Source organism: Methanomicrobium mobile BP (genome assembly GCF_000711215.1).
GTDB classification, from domain to species: Archaea; Halobacteriota; Methanomicrobia; order Methanomicrobiales; family Methanomicrobiaceae; genus Methanomicrobium; species Methanomicrobium mobile.
This window is the reverse complement of record NZ_JOMF01000009.1, coordinates 25,153-44,945: the sequence shown is the minus strand read 5'-3', so window position 1 is coordinate 44,945 and position 19,793 is coordinate 25,153. Positions and strand designations below refer to the sequence as shown.

The following is a 19,793-nucleotide window of genomic DNA, read 5'->3' as shown; positions in this document are numbered from 1 at the left end:
TCCCCGCCGCCTGCGGGACATGACCTGCATATACATTGGTCATCCGATTAAATAATACCGCCCCCGCCACCCCCGAAATCACGCCGTTATCCCCCCGAATCCGCGAATTGATACAACAATATGAACCCGCACAATCGCAAATGATATTAAAAGGTAAAACTAACCCTATCCACAAATGTCGGGCGTAAATATCCATCTCGAAGACTGCACATACGACGGCAACATCACCATGGAACTCGAAGGCTCGCCGGCATTCCGGGCACTCAGGGTAAAAAGAGAAGACCTCAAAAAATACGCCGACTTCCTCGACGGCAGAGGCATAATCATGCTCCTCATCGGCACCGACTCCCTCTACGTCGACCAGTCCGGTCACGAAACAATATACCGCCGCCTCGAAAACACCCACTCCGGCGAACTCGACTCAAAGTGGCACACCGCGGCGGCATTCAGGTGCAGCCGCGAGATCACCGCGGGCGAACTCGGATACCTTGAAAACGCCGTCTGCGAAGACATATACCTGAGGACAAACTTCGTCAACCTCTCCCCCGCACCCGCAGAATCCGACTGCAACGCACAATACCGCAGGAAGCACTACGAACTCGACGCCGAAATGCTGCGCAGATGCGAAGAATACGAAAGAGAAATAATCACCTACCTCCGCTGCTTCCCCTACATGATATTCCCGAGGACCAACCTCTCCGCACCCGCAAAGAACGACTGGATGTGGTCGGACAAACTGACCGACATCTTCTTCTACACCCGCAACGACAAAAGCTGCTACGGCTGGGCGGAGATACCCGTCCTCTGCGGCAAAACGACAAAGCGGCATGTAATCCTCAGAAAAGGCTCAAAACTCTCGGCAAACATATCCAGAAGCATAAACGACAAAATCGGCATCCAGCGCCGGACACTCGAACATCAGGGAAAGATCGTCGACGGCATACTCATGGAAGACCTCACCTTCGACTCCCCGAGCGCCGCCGGCATGTTCCTCACCGGCAGATCCTTCGACGGCAATGTCGAATGGAAAACGGACGAAAGAATACCCCTCAAAGACCTGCTCTGAAATTGCTCGAAACAAAGATATTATCCCATACCGCACCCTATTTTCAGAAGATACAAATGTCCGCCGCCGATTCGAAACCCCCCGCACCCGAACCGGAAAAGGCATCCCGAACCGGAAAACATCCCAAATACTCGGTTTCGACGATGTTCTTCCACGAATACACACTCGAAGACATCCTGCGCAGTGCCCTGAGTGCCGGATGCGACTCCGTCGAATTCTGGCTCGAAACCCCCGTATTCTGGGTCAACGAGATGCCCAAAGACTACATGTCAAACCCCGACACCGCCGCCGACCGATACCTCAAAGAGCTCTTCGGCAGATTCCCGCAGCTCTCCCCCATAACCGTCCACACCCCCGTTCTCGACCTCAACCCATGCTCGGTCAATCCCGACATCGCCCGCGTCTCCGCACTCTGGGCAAGGCGGGCACTGATAACGGCACACAACCTCGGCGCCGAAGTCCTGACCCTCCACCCCGGACGAAGGACAGCCAAACGGCAGCCCGGGGTCTACGACTACCTCAAACTCTGCCGCTTCCTCGACAGCATAGATGCCGCGAGAAAGGAACTCAAGGCGAAAGCGAAGACATCGCCGGAGCAGTCCGCGGGTGCGGATGCGGGTGCATGTGCGTATGATGGTGCGGGTGCGGGCGTGATGGTCGCAATCGAGAACATGCAGCCCGCAGTCAACGCCCTGCTCACAGACCCCGAACAGATGAAATACTTCCTCGACGGCGGCGTATGCGGCTACTACAACAACTACGAATGCGAAGAAAAACCCGACGACATCGCGTTCAGATACCTCAAAATGAATGACATGCTCCCCGTAAAAGGCGGCAACGGAAACGGCAACAACGGCAACAGCGACAGCGACAGCCGCGGCTGTGAAAACGAACCCCTCTGCTTCACCTTCGACATCTCCCATGCGCTGGCGGGTGCGGGCGAAAAAACAACGGAAGACGCAATCCGATACATAGACATGTACTTCGACAAAATCGTCAACGTCCACGCCGGCGGAACCCAATCAAACCGCGTCCATCTCCCCGTATCCCAAAGCCCCGCGGCACAGGAAGTCCTTAAATACCTCGCCGATTGCGGATACAGGCGGCACATAACCCTCGAAATCGACGACCTCAACCTCGGAAAGACCCTCACACTCAAAGAAAAGAAAGAGTTCATCGCCGGCGAAATCGGTCTGCTCAAGGCAATCTTTGAAGGGTAAGTCGGCGATTGACATGAAAAATCGGCGATTCACAGGCAGAATTTGTAAGATCGGACACAAACCCCGTAAAATGCCGCGTATAATTTATCAGCTATCCTTTACAAGATATATAGGACAGCAGAAAAACATCCCGACAATACAATAAAAAATGATTGACAACCTGAACATCGCTCTTTTTGTAATCTGCCTCGGACTCTCCGCATTCTTCTCCGGCTCGGAGATAGCGCTCGTCTCCATAAACCACGCCAAGACCAGAGCACTCCTCGAATCCAGAAAACGCGGCGCAAGAGCGATAGCCAAACTCAAACAGAACACCGACCACCTCCTCATCACCATCCTCGTCGGCAACAACATCGCGAACATAGGCGCCGCATCGATAGCCACCGCCGTTGCCCTAAACATCTACGGCGACATCGGAGTAGGCATAGCAACCGGAGTCGTAACCATACTCATGCTCATCTTCGGCGAGATAGGACCCAAGACCTACTCCGCCAAGAACCCCGAGAAAGTAGCCCTCTTCGCCGCAAAATTCATCCTAATCCTCTCATACATCCTCACCCCCGTCTTCCTGATCTATGACGGACTCAAAAAACTCTTCAAGATCGACGCCGAACTCGCCCCCACAGTCACCGAAGAAGAGATCAAGCAGTGGATCGACGTCGGCGAAGAAAGCGGCACAATCGAGGAGGAAGAACACGAGATGCTCTACCGCGTCTTCAGATTCTCCGACACCGTAGCCCGCGAAATCATGACCCCGCGCGGCGACGTCTGCATGATAGAACACACAAAGAACCTCGAAGACGCCGTCGCCATGTTCAACGAAACCGGTTTCACAAGACTCCCCGTCTACTCCGAAGAGACCGACAACATCACCGGCATCTTAAACGTAAAGGACATATTCTCGGCAATCTACGAGAAAAAAGCCGGCGCAACCATCGACGACCTCGTCTACGAACCCTATTTCGTCCCCGAAACCAAGAAGATCGACGACCTCTTAAACGAGCTTCAGAACCGCAAGATGCAGATCGCCCTCGTCGCCGACGAATACGGCTCGTTTGCGGGACTCATCACCATGGAAGACATCCTCGAGGAGCTTGTCGGCGAGATCATGGACGAATTCGACGAGGAAGAACCCGAAATCCGCGACATAAGCGAAGGCGTCTACATAATCAACGCAGTGGCGCCGATTGGCAAGATAAACGACGCACTCTCCCTCAACCTGCCCACCGAAGAATCCTACAAGACCATGGGCGGACTCATCACCAACAGACTCGGACACATACCGAAGAGCAACGAGGTAATAACGCTCGAAAACGGCATAACCATGCAGGTCCTCAGAATGCGCGGCAGAAAGATCGTCGAGATACAGGTAACCGTCCCGAAGGAATGCGACACTGACGCAGGCTGCGAAGAATACGACAACGAAGAAGGGGAATGAAGAACACACTTTTTTTCCGATAAAAACCAATAAGTATACATGAAACGCATCGCAGTGCTCGCCTCCGGCAGAGGATCAAACTTTCAGTCCGTAATCGAAAAGGTAAAAGACGGCAGTATCAACGGAAAAATCGTCTGCCTCATCACCGACAAGCCCGATGCATACGCCATAGAGCGTGCGGAAAAAGCGGGAATCCCCGTAAAAATCATCGACTTCAACAGCTTTAAGACCCGCGACGACTACAACACCGAGCTCCGCCGCACGATGGCGGAGGTAAACCCCGACGTCTTCGTCCTCGCAGGCTACATGCGCCTCTTGGACACCGAGACCGCAAGAGCCTTCAAAGGTCGGATGATAAACATCCACCCCGCACTCCTGCCGTCATTCACGGGACTGCACGCCCAGCGGCAGGCGGTCGAATACGGCGTAAAAGTCGCGGGCTGCACCGTCCATTTCGTCGACGAAGGCATGGACAGCGGCGCAATCATCCTCCAGCACGTCGTCCCCGTCCTCGACGACGATGACGAAGACACCCTTGCCGAGAGAATCCTCAAAGAAGAGCATATCGCGCTTCCCAAGGCACTCGCACTCTTCTGCGACGACAGACTCGTCCTCGAAGGCCGCAGGGTAAGAATCCTCGAATAACACTCAATAACAACATTCAATAACCGACCTTTTTCCGTGTGATTTTCCGCGTGTATTATACCTTTGCATGTGCAATATATAGAGACGCGTAACTGAAAACAATAGAGAAGCACACCGGCGGGAGATAACCGCTGCGCACAATCGGGAAGAAGCGACGCAAAAAAGCGCGTAAAAGGCGCATAAAAACGTAATAGACGTAAAAAGCGTAAAAAACGTATAAGACGCATAAGACGTATAAGACGTATAAAACGTAAACGACGCATAAAAAAGCGAATATGGCAAGACGTAACGACCGTGTAAAACAGCGTTCCCTGGCGGAAGAAAGAATAAACCGGCTCTTTGAGCTTGCAATAGAGCATGCCGGAAATGCCGGAGCCGAAGGGAACGGCGCAACGGGCACGGCGTACGGGACATTCTGCGCAACCTGCGTAAAACATGCGAGAACCCTCGCAATGAAGTACAGAATCCGCATTAAAAAACCGTATAACCGTTATTTCTGCCGCAAGTGCAACAGTTTTTTTATGCCCGGGCGCAATGTGAAGACAAGGATATACAGGAACAAAGTAATCGTGACATGCGAGAATTGCGGCGCAATCCGCCGTTATCCTCTGCCGGAGAGGAAAAATAATGAGTAACGACAAGGCTTACAATAAATATACCCCCAAAGACCTGCATGAGCTGAAAGCAACCCTGTGGATAGGAAAGATGGGCTGCACCGACAATATCATCGAAGAGATTCGCCGCCAGACAAAGACCGAGGACATAATCAAGGTCAAATGGCTCAGGAACACCGACATCGACCCGAAAGCCGTCGCCGAAGAAAGCGGCACAATCCTCCTTCAGGCACGCGGCAGGACCATGGTTCTGGCAAGGGGAAGGGATACGGCATCGCGCCATACGGACGCCGCGGCAGGACAAAACAGCAGCAGACCGGCGCACAAGCCCTCAAAGTCCGGCTCCTCAAAATCCCCGGGACCGAAGACAGCCGGCAAACCCTCATATTCCGCAGGCAAACCATCATCCTATGCCCGTCCCTCACGCGGATACGGCGATTACGACGACTATGGCGGTGAGGACTTCGGCGGCAGACGTTCGTCCGCGTCGGCAAGATCCTTTGCCCCTCACACGCCGCAGAGATACGGCGCCTCGGACTCAAGACTCGGCTACATGCCGAAGAACTCGATAAACAGCGAGAGAAGAAACCCCTACTCCGGACATACCGGAAGCAGATGCCGCGACTCACAGGGCGACCGCGGCGAAAACCGCCGCAACCCGGGTGCCGGCAGACCACGCACGCGCCCCGCGGGCAGACCCTCGAACTCCGGCGCACACCGCCCGCAGAGCGGCGCAAAAAGACCCTCCAAGATGCGGCCCACAAAGAGCAGACAGAAGATCTCGCCCGACAAACGCCGTCACTGACCGCAGTTGACCCGCCTTTGCCCCGTCACCGACCCGCATCGGCACCCTGCGGTCCCGTCGCCGCAGGTGAATATCATAAACTTTAATAAATTATCCGTCGTTTTAAATATGCACTTTGTGTGCACCAAACCAACGGCAAAAAACTGAAGTGCCGTCGTGGCCTAGTTGGTTAGGGCGCCAGACTCATAGGGTTTTTGAGCACATTTCGGGGCGCTTTGATATCTGAGATATCTGGAGGTCGCGGGTTCGGGTCCCGTCGACGGCATACGCGGGGTAAAACCCCAATTTTTTCTTTGAAATTTCATTTCGCATTTTGACAACTCTTATCCGCATACGCCTGCGTCCGCAAACCCGCAAAACGCCTGCGGGTGCAATAGGCGCGGATTTTCGGTCAGGATAAATTTTGGTCAACTTCGCCGCATTTATTTAGGGAAAAATACAAGAAAGTATCATGAACACCTGCACAGCGGCAAAAACGGAAATAACCGCCATACTCTTCGACATGGACAACACCCTCTTCGATTTCGCCGCCGCGAAAATTGCCTCGTGCGGAAAGATCTGCGAATTTCTGGGCAAAGGTACCGACTGGGACCTCATGCGCTACTTCTTAAACAGCGGTCTCGGCTACGAAAACCACGCCAACATCGAGAAATTCATGAAAGACAACGGCATCTATAACGAAGCCGACTACGAAACCGCCGTCTGCATCTACGAGAGCGTAAAACTCAACTCCCTCGTCCTCTACGACAACGTTGTCCCCACACTCGAAAAGATAAAAAGCGCGGGGATAAAGACCGCAATCATCACCGACGCCGAAAGCTCTCAGGCCAAAAAGCGGCTGACAAAGACCAACCTCGCGCAATACTTCGACTGCGCAGTCTCCCCCGACATATCCGGCGCGAGAAAACCCGAGCCTCCCACCTTCCTCTATGCCCTTGAAAAGCTCGGCGCAGCCGCGGGTGTTTCCATGGTCGTCGGCGACAGCCTCCGCCGCGAGGTCGAACCCGCCAACAGACTCGGCATGACAAGCGTCTACGCAAAATACGGCGACTGGATGAAAATACCCGCAAAAGACGTCATCCCCGACTACACCATAGAAAACTTCGGCGAACTCGCCGGCATTCTCAGCCTCAAATAAGAACGCGGCAACCCGACTCTCTGAAAAAGTCAAAAAAACTTAAACCAAAACTCTTCTCCGAACTCCGAAACTTAAAATCCGGCAGAAAGTGAAATAATATTGATATTGTATCCGAAACGCCTCAAAAGAAGCATTTCATCAACGCATCAACGCATAAAAGACTGCTGTCCTTTTAATCTGATATCTAATATAACGAAACCCGACCGATTACTCGTCGATATCAAGCTTCTTCTTGTTGAGCGACGCGATATACGGAACCTCGGTTCCCGCGACGAGCTTTGCCGCGACATCCTCGCTGACCTGAAGCTCGAACATATCGAATGTCTTGGCATCCATGAGCTGGACGCTTGTGCCCGCAATCGAGATAACCTGAGCGATACAGCGTTCAACGACGGGGATATAGGTCTTTGCCGTGACCGGCTGGACGATTGAGCGCTTAACGCCGTCAAAGATACCTACAACATCCATTCTTGACTTTGCCGCACCGTGCTTACCCGGTTTTGAGATAGCGATGCTCAAAATCTTACACGGCTCATCATCGACGACAACATATCGTCCTTCCTTTAGCTTACCAATTTCAGTCTGTTCTTTCATGATTGATCAAACTCTAATATTATATTACTGACAACTTAAATAAACTAAGCGAATAATGATTCATTAACCGGAGTACGAAATGGAATTTTTAGAGTGTTGTGAGACCGCGGCGGAAAAGGTAACTGCGGCGATATCGCCGCTAATAGGGACGGAAGAAGGCGGAAACGTCATCAAAATGGGCGCGGACGGTACCCCCACCGAAGCCATCGACGAAATCGCCGAGGAAATCGTCATAGAATGCTTCAGGCGCGACTGTCCGTGCAAAGATCTCATCAGCGAAGAGATAGGGCACATCGACATGGGCGGAAGCACCGGAACCATCTACCTCGACCCCGTCGACGGAACGCACAATGCCGTCACCGGCAACCCGTTCTACGCACTCTCGGTCGCATACGCCGAATCGGGAGTCACAAAAAAGGCATATGTCCGCGACCTCGCACACGGCGAAACCTTCTACGCCGAACTCGGAAAAGGCGCATACCGTGACGGAAAGCGGGTAAACGTCTCCGCGACAAACCTCCTCGAGAAGAGCACAATCAGCGTCTACTGCAAGAAGTTCGACCCCGAGACCATCCTTAAAATCGGCACGAAAATCCGCCGCTGGAGACTCTACGGCGCATCCGCACTCGAACTCTGCTATGTCGGCTGCGGCAGGCTCGACGGCTTCATAGACCTCAGAAACACCCTGCGCGTGACCGATGCCGCGGCAGGAATCCTCTTCTGCACGGAAGCGGGCGGCAGGGTAACCGACAAGAACGGGCAGCCCGTGCACTTCACCGACGACGTAAGCCGCGGTCAGTGCCTCATAGCCACCAACGGCAAAATTCACAACAAAGCCGTCGAATACCTGAGATAAAGAAAAAAGCGCCGGACAACACAAACACAAAAAAACAGACCCAAAACGAAAACGGGGTGATAAAGATGAAATTCGCAATCGTGGCACGACCCGACAACGCAGAAGCAATAACGCTTGCAAAGACCGTATCCGAATACTTAAGCGGGCGCGGGCATGAGACCGTCATGGAAAGGAACACCGCCAATGCCGCGGGGATAAGCGGAACGGCGATATCCGACATATCCGAACTCTCCGCCGACATCGCCGTGGTAATCGGCGGCGACGGCACCGTCCTTCATACCGTGAGACAGCTCAGGAAACAGATCCCCATAGTCGGCATAAATCGCGGGCATGTCGGATTTCTGACCGAACTCGACCCCGACGAGGCAACGGATTACATACGCAAAATCGAGGAGGGGAAATACTTCATAGAAGAGCGTATGCGCCTGCATGTCCTCGTGGACGGCGAATACGCCGGAGATGCCCTAAACGAGGCGGTTATTGCGACATCGCGCCCGGCAAAAATCCTCCACTTCATCATCAACATAGACGGCGTCCCCGCCGAAAGATTCCGTGCCGACGGAATAATAGTCAGCACGCCGACCGGCTCCACGGGCTATGCCATGAGCGCCGGCGGTCCCATAGTCGACCCGTGGACCGACAACTTCCTGATAATCCCGCTTGCGCCCTATTATCTCTCGTCGCGTCCGCACGTGGTCAGCAGCCGCAGACGCCTCGTTGTCGAATTCGACAGCCCCAACCCCGCCGACCTCGTCCTAGACGGTCAGCACATCACCGAACTCTCCAACGGCAGCGAGATATCCTTCGAAAAATCCTCGGAACCTGCGCTCTTCGTCAACCTCGGCAAGAACTTCTTCGCCAAAGTCGACAGCAAACTCAAAAATCTCTGAGACGATTCACAGCGTTAATCATGGATAATTCATAAACATAATAACAGTAAAGAAAGCAATATGGAAAACATATCAGCTTGGAAACAAACTCATAGAAAGGGAAACAAACTATAGAAAGGGAAACAACTCATATAAAGGTACTGATTGATAATGCAGATATCAATGAAACTTGAAGTAACGGACTCTCCCGGGCAGCTCGTCAAAGCGCTCAAACCGATCTCGGATCTCGGCGGAAACATCAGATCGGTCATCCACGAAAGAGATCCGCTCTCCACGTCGGGGACGCTCGACGTAGAGATTACTTTAGACATACAAAGACAAAAACTCGAACAGCTTAAGGAAGAACTCAAAAAAAGCGACGTATCCATAGTCAGAATCGACGAAGAGCGCTATCTGATACGAAAATCCGTAATCCTCATAGGACACCTCATCCACACCGACATGAGCGACACCGTCGAGCAGATAGACGCCACTGGATCGGCGGAAGTAGGCGAACTCTCCATGATAATGCCGGCAATTAACGAGCCGACATCGGCTAAGATGATCCTCAAATCCGACAGCATACAGGGAATCACCGAAGCCATGATAAAACTCCGCGAGATCGCCAAAGAAAAGAATCTGCTTATTGTCGAGCCTCTGGAGGGAGAAGGCTTCAATTTCGATTCGGGGGACAATATAACATGGACAGACTGAAGATAGCCATCCTCGGTTTCGGCTCGGTGGGCAAGGGACTCGCAAAGATAATTGCCGACAAAAACCTCGGCATCATCATAACCGCAATCGCCGACTCGAAAAGCGGAATCATCGACAACAAAGGACTCAACGTCGCCAAAGTCCTTCTGGCGAAGAAGAAGACCGGTCTTTGCGGCGACACCTCGATAACGCCGCAGAAGATAATCGAGACCGCCGAATACGACGTCCTCGTCGAGGTAACGCCGACAAACGCCGCGACCGGACAGCCGGCGCTCGACTACATAAAAGCGGCACTCTCGCGCGGAAAGAACGTCGTAACCTCGAACAAAGGTCCGATTGCCCTGGAATTCAAGTCCCTTCAGAAGATGGCGGACGAGAACAACTGCCTTCTGAAATACGAAGCTACGGTCTGCGGCGCAATCCCGATAATCCACGCCCTCCAGCACGGACTTGCCGGAAACAAAATAAAGAAGATCTACGGCGTATTCAACGGCACCTGCAACTATATCCTCACGAGGATGTCGGACGAGAAACTCACCTACAAGCAGGCGCTCCTCGAAGCCCGCGAACTCGGTTATGCCGAGAGCGACCCCACATACGACATAAAAGGCATAGATGCCGCGATAAAGCTCGTGATCCTCGCAAATACCGTCCTCGGCTTCGACAAGACCCTCGACGACGTGGAGATAACCGGAATCGACAACATGTCCTCGGATGCCATCGGACTTGCACTCGAGGACGGCAAGACAATCCGCCTCATAGGCGAGATCGATGCCGAGCGGGAAACCCTCAGCGTAGCGCCCAGAATCCTTCCGAAGAACCACATCCTCGTCGTCAAGGACACACTCAACGCCGTGACCGCAAGAACGGATCTGGCAGGGGACGTGACCCTAATCGGAAAGGGTGCGGGATCCTTTGAGACCGCGAGCGCAATCATCTCGGACCTGCTCTACATAAAGGAAAATCATGGCGGGCGTAATTGAGAAAAGGCGCGAACTTCTCGATTTAATGAGGGAATGCACCCTCAAAAACGGCTTTTTTACCGTTCACGACATAGAATGCGTGACGAAACTTCCGCGAAGCACGGTTCAGGACTGGGTAAACCGTCTCGCGGATGAGAAATGCGTCCTCGTAAAAGAGGAGAAACGCGGCAGAAATCCCGCGAAATACATGGCGCGGAGCGTGATGCTTCAAAGCTCATGCAAGAGAATCTTTACCACCGTCGACAAAGACCGCGTGGCAATCTACCACGAATGCCGCAGTGCCGGCTGTGCGGCTTTCTGCACCTACCACCATTCCCTGGCAAAAGGAGCGGTCTTCGGCGGACACCGCGAGGGCATGTTCCTTATTGAGTATGCGGCGCTGAAAGGCGGAATAAGCAGCGGCGGCAAAGGCGGTGACGACGCCAACGCCAACGAAAGCCCCGATGCCGTTAAGATAGGCTCGTTCCCGCTTTCCGCCGTCGGAATCTCCGATGTCAGGCGTGAAGGCGATATGATTGTGCAGCAGATACGCTGCTTCGGAGGACCCGCCTACTCCCTCACCGAGATGATGAAGACCGCCGAAGGTGTCTGCGACATAAGAATCCGCGGTGCAAAGTCCCGTGACGGCGCCGGCGTGACCGCGGACGGCAAAAAAGCGTCCGGCAGGGACATTATCACCGGCGAAATCCTGACGCGGGCAATGAAGCATCTCATCATCGGCATAGACGATACCGACTCCGAAGAAGGCGGCGCCACCTTCGCGCTCGCTCTCGGACTTCTCCAGTATCTCGGCAAGATGAACGGCGTCATACCCATATCGCACCGCGTCGTCATGCTCAACCCCGCGCTGGAATGCACGGCGGGAAATTCGTGCAGTTTCATAGAACTCGCCGTTCTGCCTGAAGTTGCGGACGAAGTAAAGGAGCTTGCCGCCAGATTCGTCGAGGACGAATCCCTCTCCGATAACTGGGGCATCGCCGTCAAGGAAGGCTTCGTAATCTCCGAGCCCCTGCGCGGATTCGGATTCTCCGTCCGCGAAAGAGTAATCGCGGAGAGCGAAATCCCGGATATCGCCGCAAAGGAGAACCTCTTCATCCGCGGCGGAAAAGGAGTCGTCGGCGCCGTTGCCGCCGTATCCTTCTGCGGACTTGCGACCCGCATCCTCCTCTGCCCCGCCGCAACCTCGCCATGAACCTCGCAGGACGGATCGAAACGGATCGTCTGCCGAAATGGGTCATCTATAATATCGCGGAACACAAAGATAGAAAACATGACGCCCGAAAATAATGAAAACACCCGAATAAACGCTCCGTTATTGGACAGCGTCAATGTCTGGTTCGAAAAACTCTACGAACCGACCATGTATTACATGCTGAAATACGGCGGCAGGCTCGACGAGAAACTCCTCGAAAAAGCCGTCCTTCTGACGATAGACGCCGACCCGCATCTCTCTTCCCGCTATCTCGAGACAGAAGACGAAGCCTTCTGGGAGAAGATGCCGAAGTCATCTTTCAAGCCGTATTTCACGATGCAGAAGTATCCGAAAGAGATCACGGAGATCTTTTCAAACCCTCCCAAGCCCCTTGACGTGAGGAGCGCTCCGCAGGTAAGGCTTGATCTTTATCGGGATGAGGGCCCCCGCGGCGATATACTGATATTTGTCGGGCATCACGGATTTGCGGACGCACACGGCAATATCTCGGTCACATCCGCCGTAATGGAGACCTATATCCGGCTGGCTGAAGACCCGACCTATCTTCCGAAATACCGCGGCTGGTATCCCCGCGACACAAAATCCATCCCCGACCGCTTTACGCGTGAACAACGCGAAGAAGCCGCGAAATTAACCGAAATATCCTTCGAGCCGAACTGGTCTTTTGTCTGCGGCGACGTAAGCCGCGGAAACACATTCGACTACACCGGAAAATATCCCCGCGGCGGACCGCGTTTTTCCGTGCGCACGATATCCCCCGAGAATTTCAGGAAGATAAAAGCATTCGGCAAAAGAAACGGCGCAACAATCAACGACCTCACGGTCGGCGCCTTCCTCATCTCCCTTCAGAAGTCCTGCGGCTGTGTCTCCGACGAAAAATCACCGAAATGCGTGCTTACCGCCGGCGATATCCGCCGATACTACGGCTTTGACGGAGACAACCCCATGAACATGTCGACAGCCTTCACGGTCACCGCCGTCTGCGACGAAAACACACCCGTAAAAGCGATAATCCCGAAGATTTCCGAGACCGTGCGCAGGCACAGGAACGGCATAATGGGTCTGGGATTCATCTGCGGCGTTGAAAAAATCCGCGAATCGGGACTGAAGGCACTCCGCGACTACTATAACTTCCACATGGACAAGGGGCTCTCGGAATGCACAAGCAACCCCGTATTCTCGAATATCGGCATCCTCGACACCCGCAGATACGACACCGTCCCGTCCTCCGCCTCCGACGGCACCCGCACTCCCATCCGACTCGAAAACGCCCTCTTCATGCCGGTAATCTCCCATGCCCCGGGATTCTCAGTAATCGTCTCGACATACGGCGAAAGCATGACACTTATCAGCGGATACGAAGAAGCCAACACCGACCGCGGACGCGTGGAAGCCCTCCTCGCGGACATGGAAGAAAGACTCGTCCGCGAATCCGAAAATCCGTAATTTGTCGGAAAACATACAACTATTAAGCAAAAAAGAAGAGAGTTATTCATGTGTACTGAGAGTCAAATCAATGAATATATCTCGCAATTGAGTAATCCCGAAAAATCCGTAAGAAACGATGCGGCGATTGCACTCTCAAAGTGCGGCAGAAAAGCGGTATTTCCGATGATAAACCTCCTCGACTCGAAAGAGTGGGTAATCCGATACCGTGCCGCCGAAGTCCTGGGTCTGATAGGCGACGAGACCGCAATCATCCACCTTACCAAACTCCTTACAGACGAAAAAGACCATGTGAGGTATATGGCGGCAAAAGGTCTGGGAAATTTTAAGAAGAAAGAGCTTGCATTATCGCTCATCCGCATGCTCTCCGACGAAAACGAGTATGTAAGACGCATCTCCGCGGTATCGCTCGGCAATATCGGCGGAAAAACCGCCTACATGTCGCTGAAGAAAGCCGCCGGAACCGAGACCGACGAAAGGGCAAAAGCCGCAATGATTGAGTCAATCGGCAGAATAGAACCCACACTCGAAGAAAACCAATAATCTTTTTTCCGCCGATTTTATTATATAATTATTTTATCAGTTCCTTCACGCCGTCCAGCGATTTGTAAGCCGTCGTATCCAGAGTAAGCGGCGTAACCGAGATATTGCCGTGATACAGCGCATAGGTATCCGTCCCTTCCGGAGCCTCGTCGATAAGCGGACCGTTAATCCAGTAATACGGTCTGCCGCGCGGGTCAAGCCTCTTCTCGACGCCGGTAACGAAGAGCTTCTCGCCGAGATGCGTGACCTCGTAGCCGCCGGTGATCTCAATCGGGATATTCACGTTAAGAACGTGGCAGCCCTCCGGAAAACCCTTATCGAAGACCGCCCTGCATATATGCGCAATCACCTTTACGGCGCCGTCGAAGTTCAGCCGCGACTGCCTCGGATCGTCGAACTTCTCGCTCTGATCGTCGACCTGCTGGGAGAACGCAATCGCATGAACCCCCTGATTTGCCGCCTCCATTGCGGCGCCCACGGTGCCGGAGGTCATAACCGACTCAAAAGAGAGATTCTCTCCGATGTTTACCCCCGAAACCACAAGATCGGGCTTCAGATCAAGCGCAAAAAGTCCGATAATGACGCAGTCCGTGGGCTTTCCGCTGACGGAATACGCATCATGCCCCTTAATCTGAACCTTTGTAACCCGAAGCGGCTCAAAAACGGAGGTCGAACGCCCGACGGCACTCTGCTGCGTCGACGGAGCAACGACGGTAACGTCGGCAAACTCAGAAAGAGCATTGTATGCCGCCCAGATACCTTCGGAGGTCACGCCGTCGTCATTGGTAAGAAGTATTCTCGGTCTCATATGTCTCCATGTCTTATATCATATTGCAAAATCATATCATATTGCAAAATGTCATATTGCAAAACCGACTCCGTCGGATGAATGATATTAGATATGAACCTTTTTGCATTTTAAGTGTTTGAAACGCGGATTCGAAGATTGCGGAATCGGGACCGCAAATATCGCGATGTTTAGACAAGTATAAGACCTTTTCTCTATATACATAATAGTGATTTGTGATTTCAATGGGAGCGAATATTTTCAGACAGTCCGTATTAATCCTGCTTATTCTGGCGTTTGTCGGAATCGCCGGAGTATCGGCGGCGACAGTCAACTATTATACTCTGAACGAACCCGTAACCACCCCGCAGGGACTCACTCTCGAGAGTTTCAGGGTCAGCGGCGAAAACCCGGAGGTCTCCGTCGGCGACACCGTAAATGTCATGCAGATGATGAGCTATCTCTCGGGACCCTACTACCAGTTGATCATCGATCAGCCCGGCGGACTCACTTTTGATATCGTCAACCCCGAAGGCAGGGCATACCGCCTCGGCTCGAACTACGTCGGAAAGACCATATCGCAGGGAGATTACGTCAGCGTAAAAGACTCCTTCGTCCCCGATATCGCGGGCGTCTGGAAGATAAAACCCTCGTTTACGGTCACAAGCGGAACCGCCAGAGGCAAGTTTTTCCCTCCCGAAACCTGGCCGGTTGCCGAGATAACGGTCGCGGCAGTTGAGGACCCCAAGCCCGATCTGGTCATCGAGGGCGTCACCGCCGATTTCGACTACAAAGACGGCATGATCACAAAGATCACCTATGTCGTTAAGAACGTCGGCGACGTCGACGCCGGAGAAAGCGTATCCAAGATAATGATCGACGGCGCCGAGGTTGCCGAAAACTCAGTCGGTTTCCTGCCGGCAGGCAAGAGCCTCACCGTATTCGTTCCCGTCAATGTAAAATACAACGGTCCCTCATCCCTCATTGAAGTCACTCCCAACGCAAACAAGGCCGTAGATGAGGCAAATCACGAGAACAACTACTTCGATGCCATCATCGACAACCCCGCCGACAGTTCGGTTACGACGATAACCGCGGGCCCCACATCCGAGAGCCTGTCGCAGAGCGCGACAACCGGCACCGGCGGTTCCAGGACCGATGTCGTATCCGCCGATACCTGTCTGGCATACACCCAGAACTGCAACTCAATCTTCACATGCTCGGTAATCGGACTTCTCGCCATTCTTCTCTCGGCAGTCACCTTTGCACTCGGCTACTTCTACGGCGTCAGCAAAAACTGTACGAAAGAGATGGCATGGATGCGTTCCAAGATATCTTACCTCAGATCGACCGATCCCAATGCGGCGGAGAAGGGCGAATCCGACAGCGGTAGCGGCAGCGGACCCAGCAGTGCCGCCGAGAAATTCATAGAGAAATACTACGGCGAATCCGCATCTGATAAGAAGGACGATGGAAAAGACGGTGAAAAAGACGGCGCTAAAGAGGATGACAAGAAATCCGATGATAAGAAAGCCGACGATGCCGATGCAAAGAAGTCCGAATCCAAGGATAAGAAAGACAAGGATTCCAAAGACAGGAAAGACGCGGATAAGGACAAGAGCAGAAACAAAGATAATTCCGCCGATATCGAATTCGAATACGCCGAAGAGAGCGACGAATCCGAGAGTGCAAAGAAATAAGCACCCGATATACGATAAAACATTTATTTTTTCTTTCCTTTCATTTCCTTTCCTTTTTTTCGGCGGACAATCCGCGATATGTTATTCCCCGATACCGTTGCCGTATGACAATGCCGAATGCCGATGCGAATACCGCGGAACAGGATCTCATCATTAAAGTAATTTTAAAGCAAATATATAGCGGATGAAAGCATTAATTGCCGAATATACCGTATCGAACGACCCATCCCTTGCGGGGGAGGGGCGGGCAATGCTTGAGACGCTGCGGGGCAGCTTCGAGAGGTGCGGTTATGAGGTGCTCTCTCCCGAAAAAGGGGATTTCGCGGAGGAACTTAAGCGACTGGCGCCGCTCTGCGACATAGGTCTTGTAATCGCCCCCGATAAGATACTGGGACGGTTTACAAAGATAATAGAGGACAATACGAGGAATATCGGCTGCGGCAGCCTCAACATAGCGCTCTGCGCAAACAAACGGCGGACGGGAGCCATCCTCGAGTCGCACGGCATCGCCGTTCCCAAAGAAGTATCCTCTGGAGTGCGGCTGATAAAGCAGATCAGCGGCGTCGACGGAGAGAACATGCGTCTTGCCGATGAGGAACCGCAGGAGGGCGAGTTCGGTCAGGAGTTCATCGTCGGCGAAAACTTAAGCGTAAGCCTTGTCGGAAGCCGCGTCACGGGCGAGGTCTGCGAGTCATATACCGGCAAAGAGCCGCTCGTTCTCTCGCTCAACCGGCAGTATATCGAGGAGAAGAACGGCAGGTTTGCGTATCGCGGCGGCGAAACCCCCGTCGATCATCCGAGAAAGGACGAGATAATATCGACGGCGGTAAAAGCCCTCAATGTCCTCGGATGTCAGGGATATACAGGTATCGACGTCGTCGTCGCCGATAAGGTCTACGTCGTCGATGTCAACCCGCGGCCCACAACAAGCCTTGTGGGCATATGCAGCGTCATGGAAGAGGAGATCGCCGATATCCTTGTCGAATGCTCCAGAGGCAGAGGTCCCGACAGCGTTCACTTAAGCGGCAGAGTCTCGTTTGACACAAACGGCAACGTAAAACGGCTCTGATTGAGAGGATAATGCAATCTGTCAATGCAATACACAATATGTATTACAAAATATTGATAGTATCATTGAATTTGGATATTATTCCTGAGAATACACTTGAGAATTGAGAATATACCGGAGAATACACCTGAGAAATCACCATAAATCAGACCTGAGGCAGAAAAAAATGGATAAAAACGATATAATCGGGATAGACGTCGGCGGCGCAAACCTGAAGATCTGCACGGGCAATGCGGTTGAGATACATTACTGCCCGATGTGGAAGGACTCGCCGCTGACCGAACTGTTAAAACCGTATGCCGGCAGAAAAGCCGCGGTCGTGATGAGCGGAGAGCTCGCCGACGGCTTTGCAAACAAGGACGAAGGCATAGCCTTCATAGTAAACGCCGTAAAGGAGGCAATCCCCGACTCGAAGTTCTACGGCATGGACGGCAGATTCTATGACAGCCCCACGCATCTTCTGGCGGCGGCAAACTGGCTTGCATCCGTCGATTTCCTCAAAGACCGGTATCCCAATGCCGTTCTCGTCGATTTCGGCACCACGACCTGCGACATAATCCCGCTGAACCGCTTTGAATCCTTAAAGGGCATGACCGATCTCGACCGGCTTCGAAATGGCTATCTGGTCTACACCGGCACTCTGCGGTCGACAATCCCATCTCTCCTGCGAAAGGTCCGCGTCAACGGCTTTGACACCTTTGTCAGCAGCGAATACTTCGCACAGAGCGCCGATGCCCACTTCGTCCTCGGCAACATAACCGCCGGCGACTACAGTGTGCCCACCGCCGACGGTGCCGAAAAGACATATGCGGCATCGCTCCAGCGGCTCTCCAGAGTCGTCTGCTCCGACCTCTCCGAGATAGGGGAGAGCGGTGCGAAGGAGATCGCAGCCGCGTTCGTAAAAGAACAGACCGACCTCATTCTCGGCGAAGTTCGCCGCATAATGAAAGATACGGACTCAAAGAGCATAATCGCCGCGGGAATAGGCTCGCATATCCTGACAAAACTCTTTGCGGGTGAGAACATCCCCTGCACCGACCTCAACGCCGATGCGGGAATCTTCGCCGACGCACTCCCAGCACATGCCGTCATGGAGGCAGCGAAACGAACCGGTATCTTCTGAGTCTGATACTGCTCATCGGCTCGCTCGGACTCAGCGCAATCCTCTTCCTCGCGGGACTGCCCTTCTTCTTCCTTTTCCTGTTCATACCGCTGATACCCTTCTTAAGCGGCAACGGGAGCAACGGAAACGGGGATACGACCGGCGGAGAGCAAATCCCCAAAATCAAAGAATGCCCCTCATGCGGCTGGCAGACCGCGGGTGACGAAAGATACTGCCCTTATTGTGCGGCAATACTCATTGAAAAAAGGAAATAATACACGGAATGGATACTTAAAATCTTAAAAAATCGGAAAAATAAAAAAAATTAAAAAAAATAAATAAAATATCAGCTGTTTATCAGTTGTTTTTCAGCTGTTTATCTACTCTTCGTTCTTTTCTTCGGGAACGGCTTCGGAGATCTCTGCAATATCGATCCCGTCATCCGTATCCGCAAGATCTGCCGCGATCTCCAGAATACCGTTTCTGGACATGTACTTCATGGTTTCTTTCTTAACCTTTGAAGTGTGCACAACCGCGGAATACCTGACATCGCCGGTAAACGCCGTGATGTTCAGGTAATTACCGTTCACATCGTCGGTCACGGAGATTGCCGTATTCGAAAGATCCGAACCCGGCATATCCGCCGAGACGTGAATTTTGCCGTCAGTCTCGTAATACTCGGTATACGGCTTCTTCTCGACAAAATCCGTGTTCATCCTTGATAAACCCTGATATGAACGGACCTTCTTACCGTGCGGATTCGTGACATAGCGTCCGCTGTTCCCTGCGTGCGGGCACCCGTCCTCGCAATCGTCGCAATCCTCCGGGCATTCTTTCTTGGGCTGATTTACATCAATAGGAATCCTGCCCCCGGAGATCATGACGGAAAATTTCCCCTGAAAGGGAAACCTGCCGTCCTTCATCATCTCTTTGAACAACTTCTTGATTGCGTCGTTTATCTCGTTATCGAGGTCATCATCCTGTGACATTT

The 19,793-nt window shown here is 52.9% G+C and carries 21 protein-coding genes and 1 tRNA gene; 18 read left to right on the top strand and 4 right to left on the bottom strand.

The features are described 5' to 3' along the window. The first annotated feature begins 175 nt into the window (after positions 1–175). The 8 genes from T502_RS07585 to T502_RS07555 all read left to right on the top strand — a co-directional run bounded on the left by T502_RS07585 (position 176) and on the right by T502_RS07555 (position 6,926). Positions 176–1,066 (top strand): DUF4357 domain-containing protein, encoded by an 891-nt coding sequence (locus tag T502_RS07585; protein ID WP_042706603.1) that lies wholly within the window; start codon positions 176–178, stop codon positions 1,064–1,066. Positions 1,067–1,122: 56 nt separating this feature from the next. Beyond that, a complete protein-coding gene (locus tag T502_RS07580; protein WP_042706602.1) occupies positions 1,123–2,286 on the top strand; it encodes a sugar phosphate isomerase/epimerase family protein in 1,164 nt (387 codons plus the stop codon). A 148-nt stretch (positions 2,287–2,434) separates the two neighbouring features. Then, a complete protein-coding gene (locus tag T502_RS07575) occupies positions 2,435–3,724 on the top strand; it encodes a hemolysin family protein (RefSeq protein ID WP_052359251.1) in 1,290 nt (429 codons plus the stop codon). 39 nt (positions 3,725–3,763) lie between these two features. Then, positions 3,764–4,369, top strand: a complete 606-nt coding sequence (gene purN / locus T502_RS07570; protein ID WP_042706601.1) for a phosphoribosylglycinamide formyltransferase — start codon at positions 3,764–3,766, stop codon at positions 4,367–4,369. Positions 4,370–4,644: 275 nt separating this feature from the next. Continuing rightward, positions 4,645–5,004, top strand: coding sequence for a ribonuclease P protein component 4 (locus tag T502_RS08670; RefSeq protein WP_052359250.1), 360 nt, complete (start codon positions 4,645–4,647; stop codon positions 5,002–5,004). After that, positions 4,997–5,788: a YhbY family RNA-binding protein gene (locus T502_RS09225; RefSeq protein ID WP_084173150.1), complete on the top strand. Its 792-nt coding sequence runs from the start codon at positions 4,997–4,999 to the stop codon at positions 5,786–5,788. The genes T502_RS08670 and T502_RS09225 overlap by 8 nt, the downstream gene beginning before the upstream one ends. Before the next feature lie 150 nt (positions 5,789–5,938). Next, positions 5,939–6,053 (top strand) — tRNA-Met (locus T502_RS08960). A gap of 186 nt (positions 6,054–6,239) precedes the next feature. Beyond that, positions 6,240–6,926 (top strand): HAD family hydrolase, encoded by a 687-nt coding sequence (locus T502_RS07555; protein ID WP_042706600.1) that lies wholly within the window; start codon positions 6,240–6,242, stop codon positions 6,924–6,926. A gap of 207 nt (positions 6,927–7,133) precedes the next feature. Here the strand turns inward: T502_RS07555 and T502_RS07550 are convergent, their stop codons facing one another. Continuing rightward, positions 7,134–7,520 (bottom strand): translation initiation factor IF-5A, encoded by a 387-nt coding sequence (locus tag T502_RS07550; RefSeq protein ID WP_042706599.1) that lies wholly within the window; start codon positions 7,518–7,520, stop codon positions 7,134–7,136. A 79-nt stretch (positions 7,521–7,599) separates the two neighbouring features. Between T502_RS07550 and T502_RS07545 the strand changes: the two genes are divergently transcribed. The 7 genes from T502_RS07545 (at position 7,600) to T502_RS07515 (ending at position 14,144) form a co-directional block, all read left to right on the top strand. Next, positions 7,600–8,376, top strand: coding sequence for a bifunctional fructose-bisphosphatase/inositol-phosphate phosphatase (locus T502_RS07545; RefSeq protein WP_042706598.1), 777 nt, complete (start codon positions 7,600–7,602; stop codon positions 8,374–8,376). Positions 8,377–8,441: 65 nt separating this feature from the next. Beyond that, on the top strand, positions 8,442–9,266 hold the full coding sequence (locus T502_RS07540) for an NAD(+)/NADH kinase (protein WP_042706597.1): 825 nt from the start codon (positions 8,442–8,444) through the stop codon (positions 9,264–9,266). A gap of 162 nt (positions 9,267–9,428) precedes the next feature. Beyond that, positions 9,429–9,959, top strand: a complete 531-nt coding sequence (locus tag T502_RS07535) for an ACT domain-containing protein (RefSeq protein ID WP_052359266.1) — start codon at positions 9,429–9,431, stop codon at positions 9,957–9,959. After that, positions 9,956–10,942, top strand: coding sequence for a homoserine dehydrogenase (locus T502_RS07530; RefSeq protein WP_042706689.1), 987 nt, complete (start codon positions 9,956–9,958; stop codon positions 10,940–10,942). Before T502_RS07535 ends, T502_RS07530 begins: the two co-directional genes overlap by 4 nt. Next, positions 10,926–12,134, top strand: a complete 1,209-nt coding sequence (locus tag T502_RS07525) for a sugar-specific transcriptional regulator TrmB (protein ID WP_042706596.1) — start codon at positions 10,926–10,928, stop codon at positions 12,132–12,134. Before T502_RS07530 ends, T502_RS07525 begins: the two co-directional genes overlap by 17 nt. A gap of 78 nt (positions 12,135–12,212) precedes the next feature. Then, positions 12,213–13,601, top strand: a complete 1,389-nt coding sequence (locus T502_RS07520; RefSeq protein WP_157197498.1) for a hypothetical protein — start codon at positions 12,213–12,215, stop codon at positions 13,599–13,601. 87 nt (positions 13,602–13,688) lie between these two features. Beyond that, positions 13,689–14,144: a HEAT repeat domain-containing protein gene (locus T502_RS07515; RefSeq protein ID WP_052359249.1), complete on the top strand. Its 456-nt coding sequence runs from the start codon at positions 13,689–13,691 to the stop codon at positions 14,142–14,144. Positions 14,145–14,172: 28 nt separating this feature from the next. Here T502_RS07515 and surE read toward each other — a convergent pair whose 3' ends face one another. Next, entirely contained in the window at positions 14,173–14,952 is a 780-nt protein-coding gene (surE, locus tag T502_RS07510) for a 5'/3'-nucleotidase SurE (RefSeq protein ID WP_042706594.1), read from the bottom strand. A gap of 224 nt (positions 14,953–15,176) precedes the next feature. Here surE and T502_RS07505 point away from each other — a divergent pair, with 224 nt between their 5' ends. The 3 genes from T502_RS07505 to T502_RS07495 all read left to right on the top strand — a co-directional run bounded on the left by T502_RS07505 (position 15,177) and on the right by T502_RS07495 (position 18,823). Beyond that, positions 15,177–16,631, top strand: a complete 1,455-nt coding sequence (locus T502_RS07505) for a CARDB domain-containing protein (RefSeq protein ID WP_042706593.1) — start codon at positions 15,177–15,179, stop codon at positions 16,629–16,631. Positions 16,632–16,815: 184 nt separating this feature from the next. Continuing rightward, positions 16,816–17,700: an ATP-grasp domain-containing protein gene (locus tag T502_RS07500; RefSeq protein WP_042706592.1), complete on the top strand. Its 885-nt coding sequence runs from the start codon at positions 16,816–16,818 to the stop codon at positions 17,698–17,700. Between the two features lie 166 nt (positions 17,701–17,866). Continuing rightward, the gene (locus tag T502_RS07495) at positions 17,867–18,823 is read left to right on the top strand and encodes a hydantoinase/oxoprolinase family protein (RefSeq protein ID WP_084173146.1); all 957 of its coding nucleotides are present in this window, start codon (positions 17,867–17,869) and stop codon (positions 18,821–18,823) included. Here the strand turns inward: T502_RS07495 and T502_RS08955 are convergent. Continuing rightward, a complete protein-coding gene (locus T502_RS08955; protein ID WP_157197497.1) occupies positions 18,789–18,983 on the bottom strand; it encodes a hypothetical protein in 195 nt (64 codons plus the stop codon). The genes T502_RS07495 and T502_RS08955 overlap by 35 nt on opposite strands. 199 nt (positions 18,984–19,182) lie before the next feature. Beyond that, a complete protein-coding gene (locus T502_RS07490; RefSeq protein ID WP_042706591.1) occupies positions 19,183–19,791 on the bottom strand; it encodes a hypothetical protein in 609 nt (202 codons plus the stop codon). Positions 19,792–19,793 lie beyond the last annotated feature (2 nt).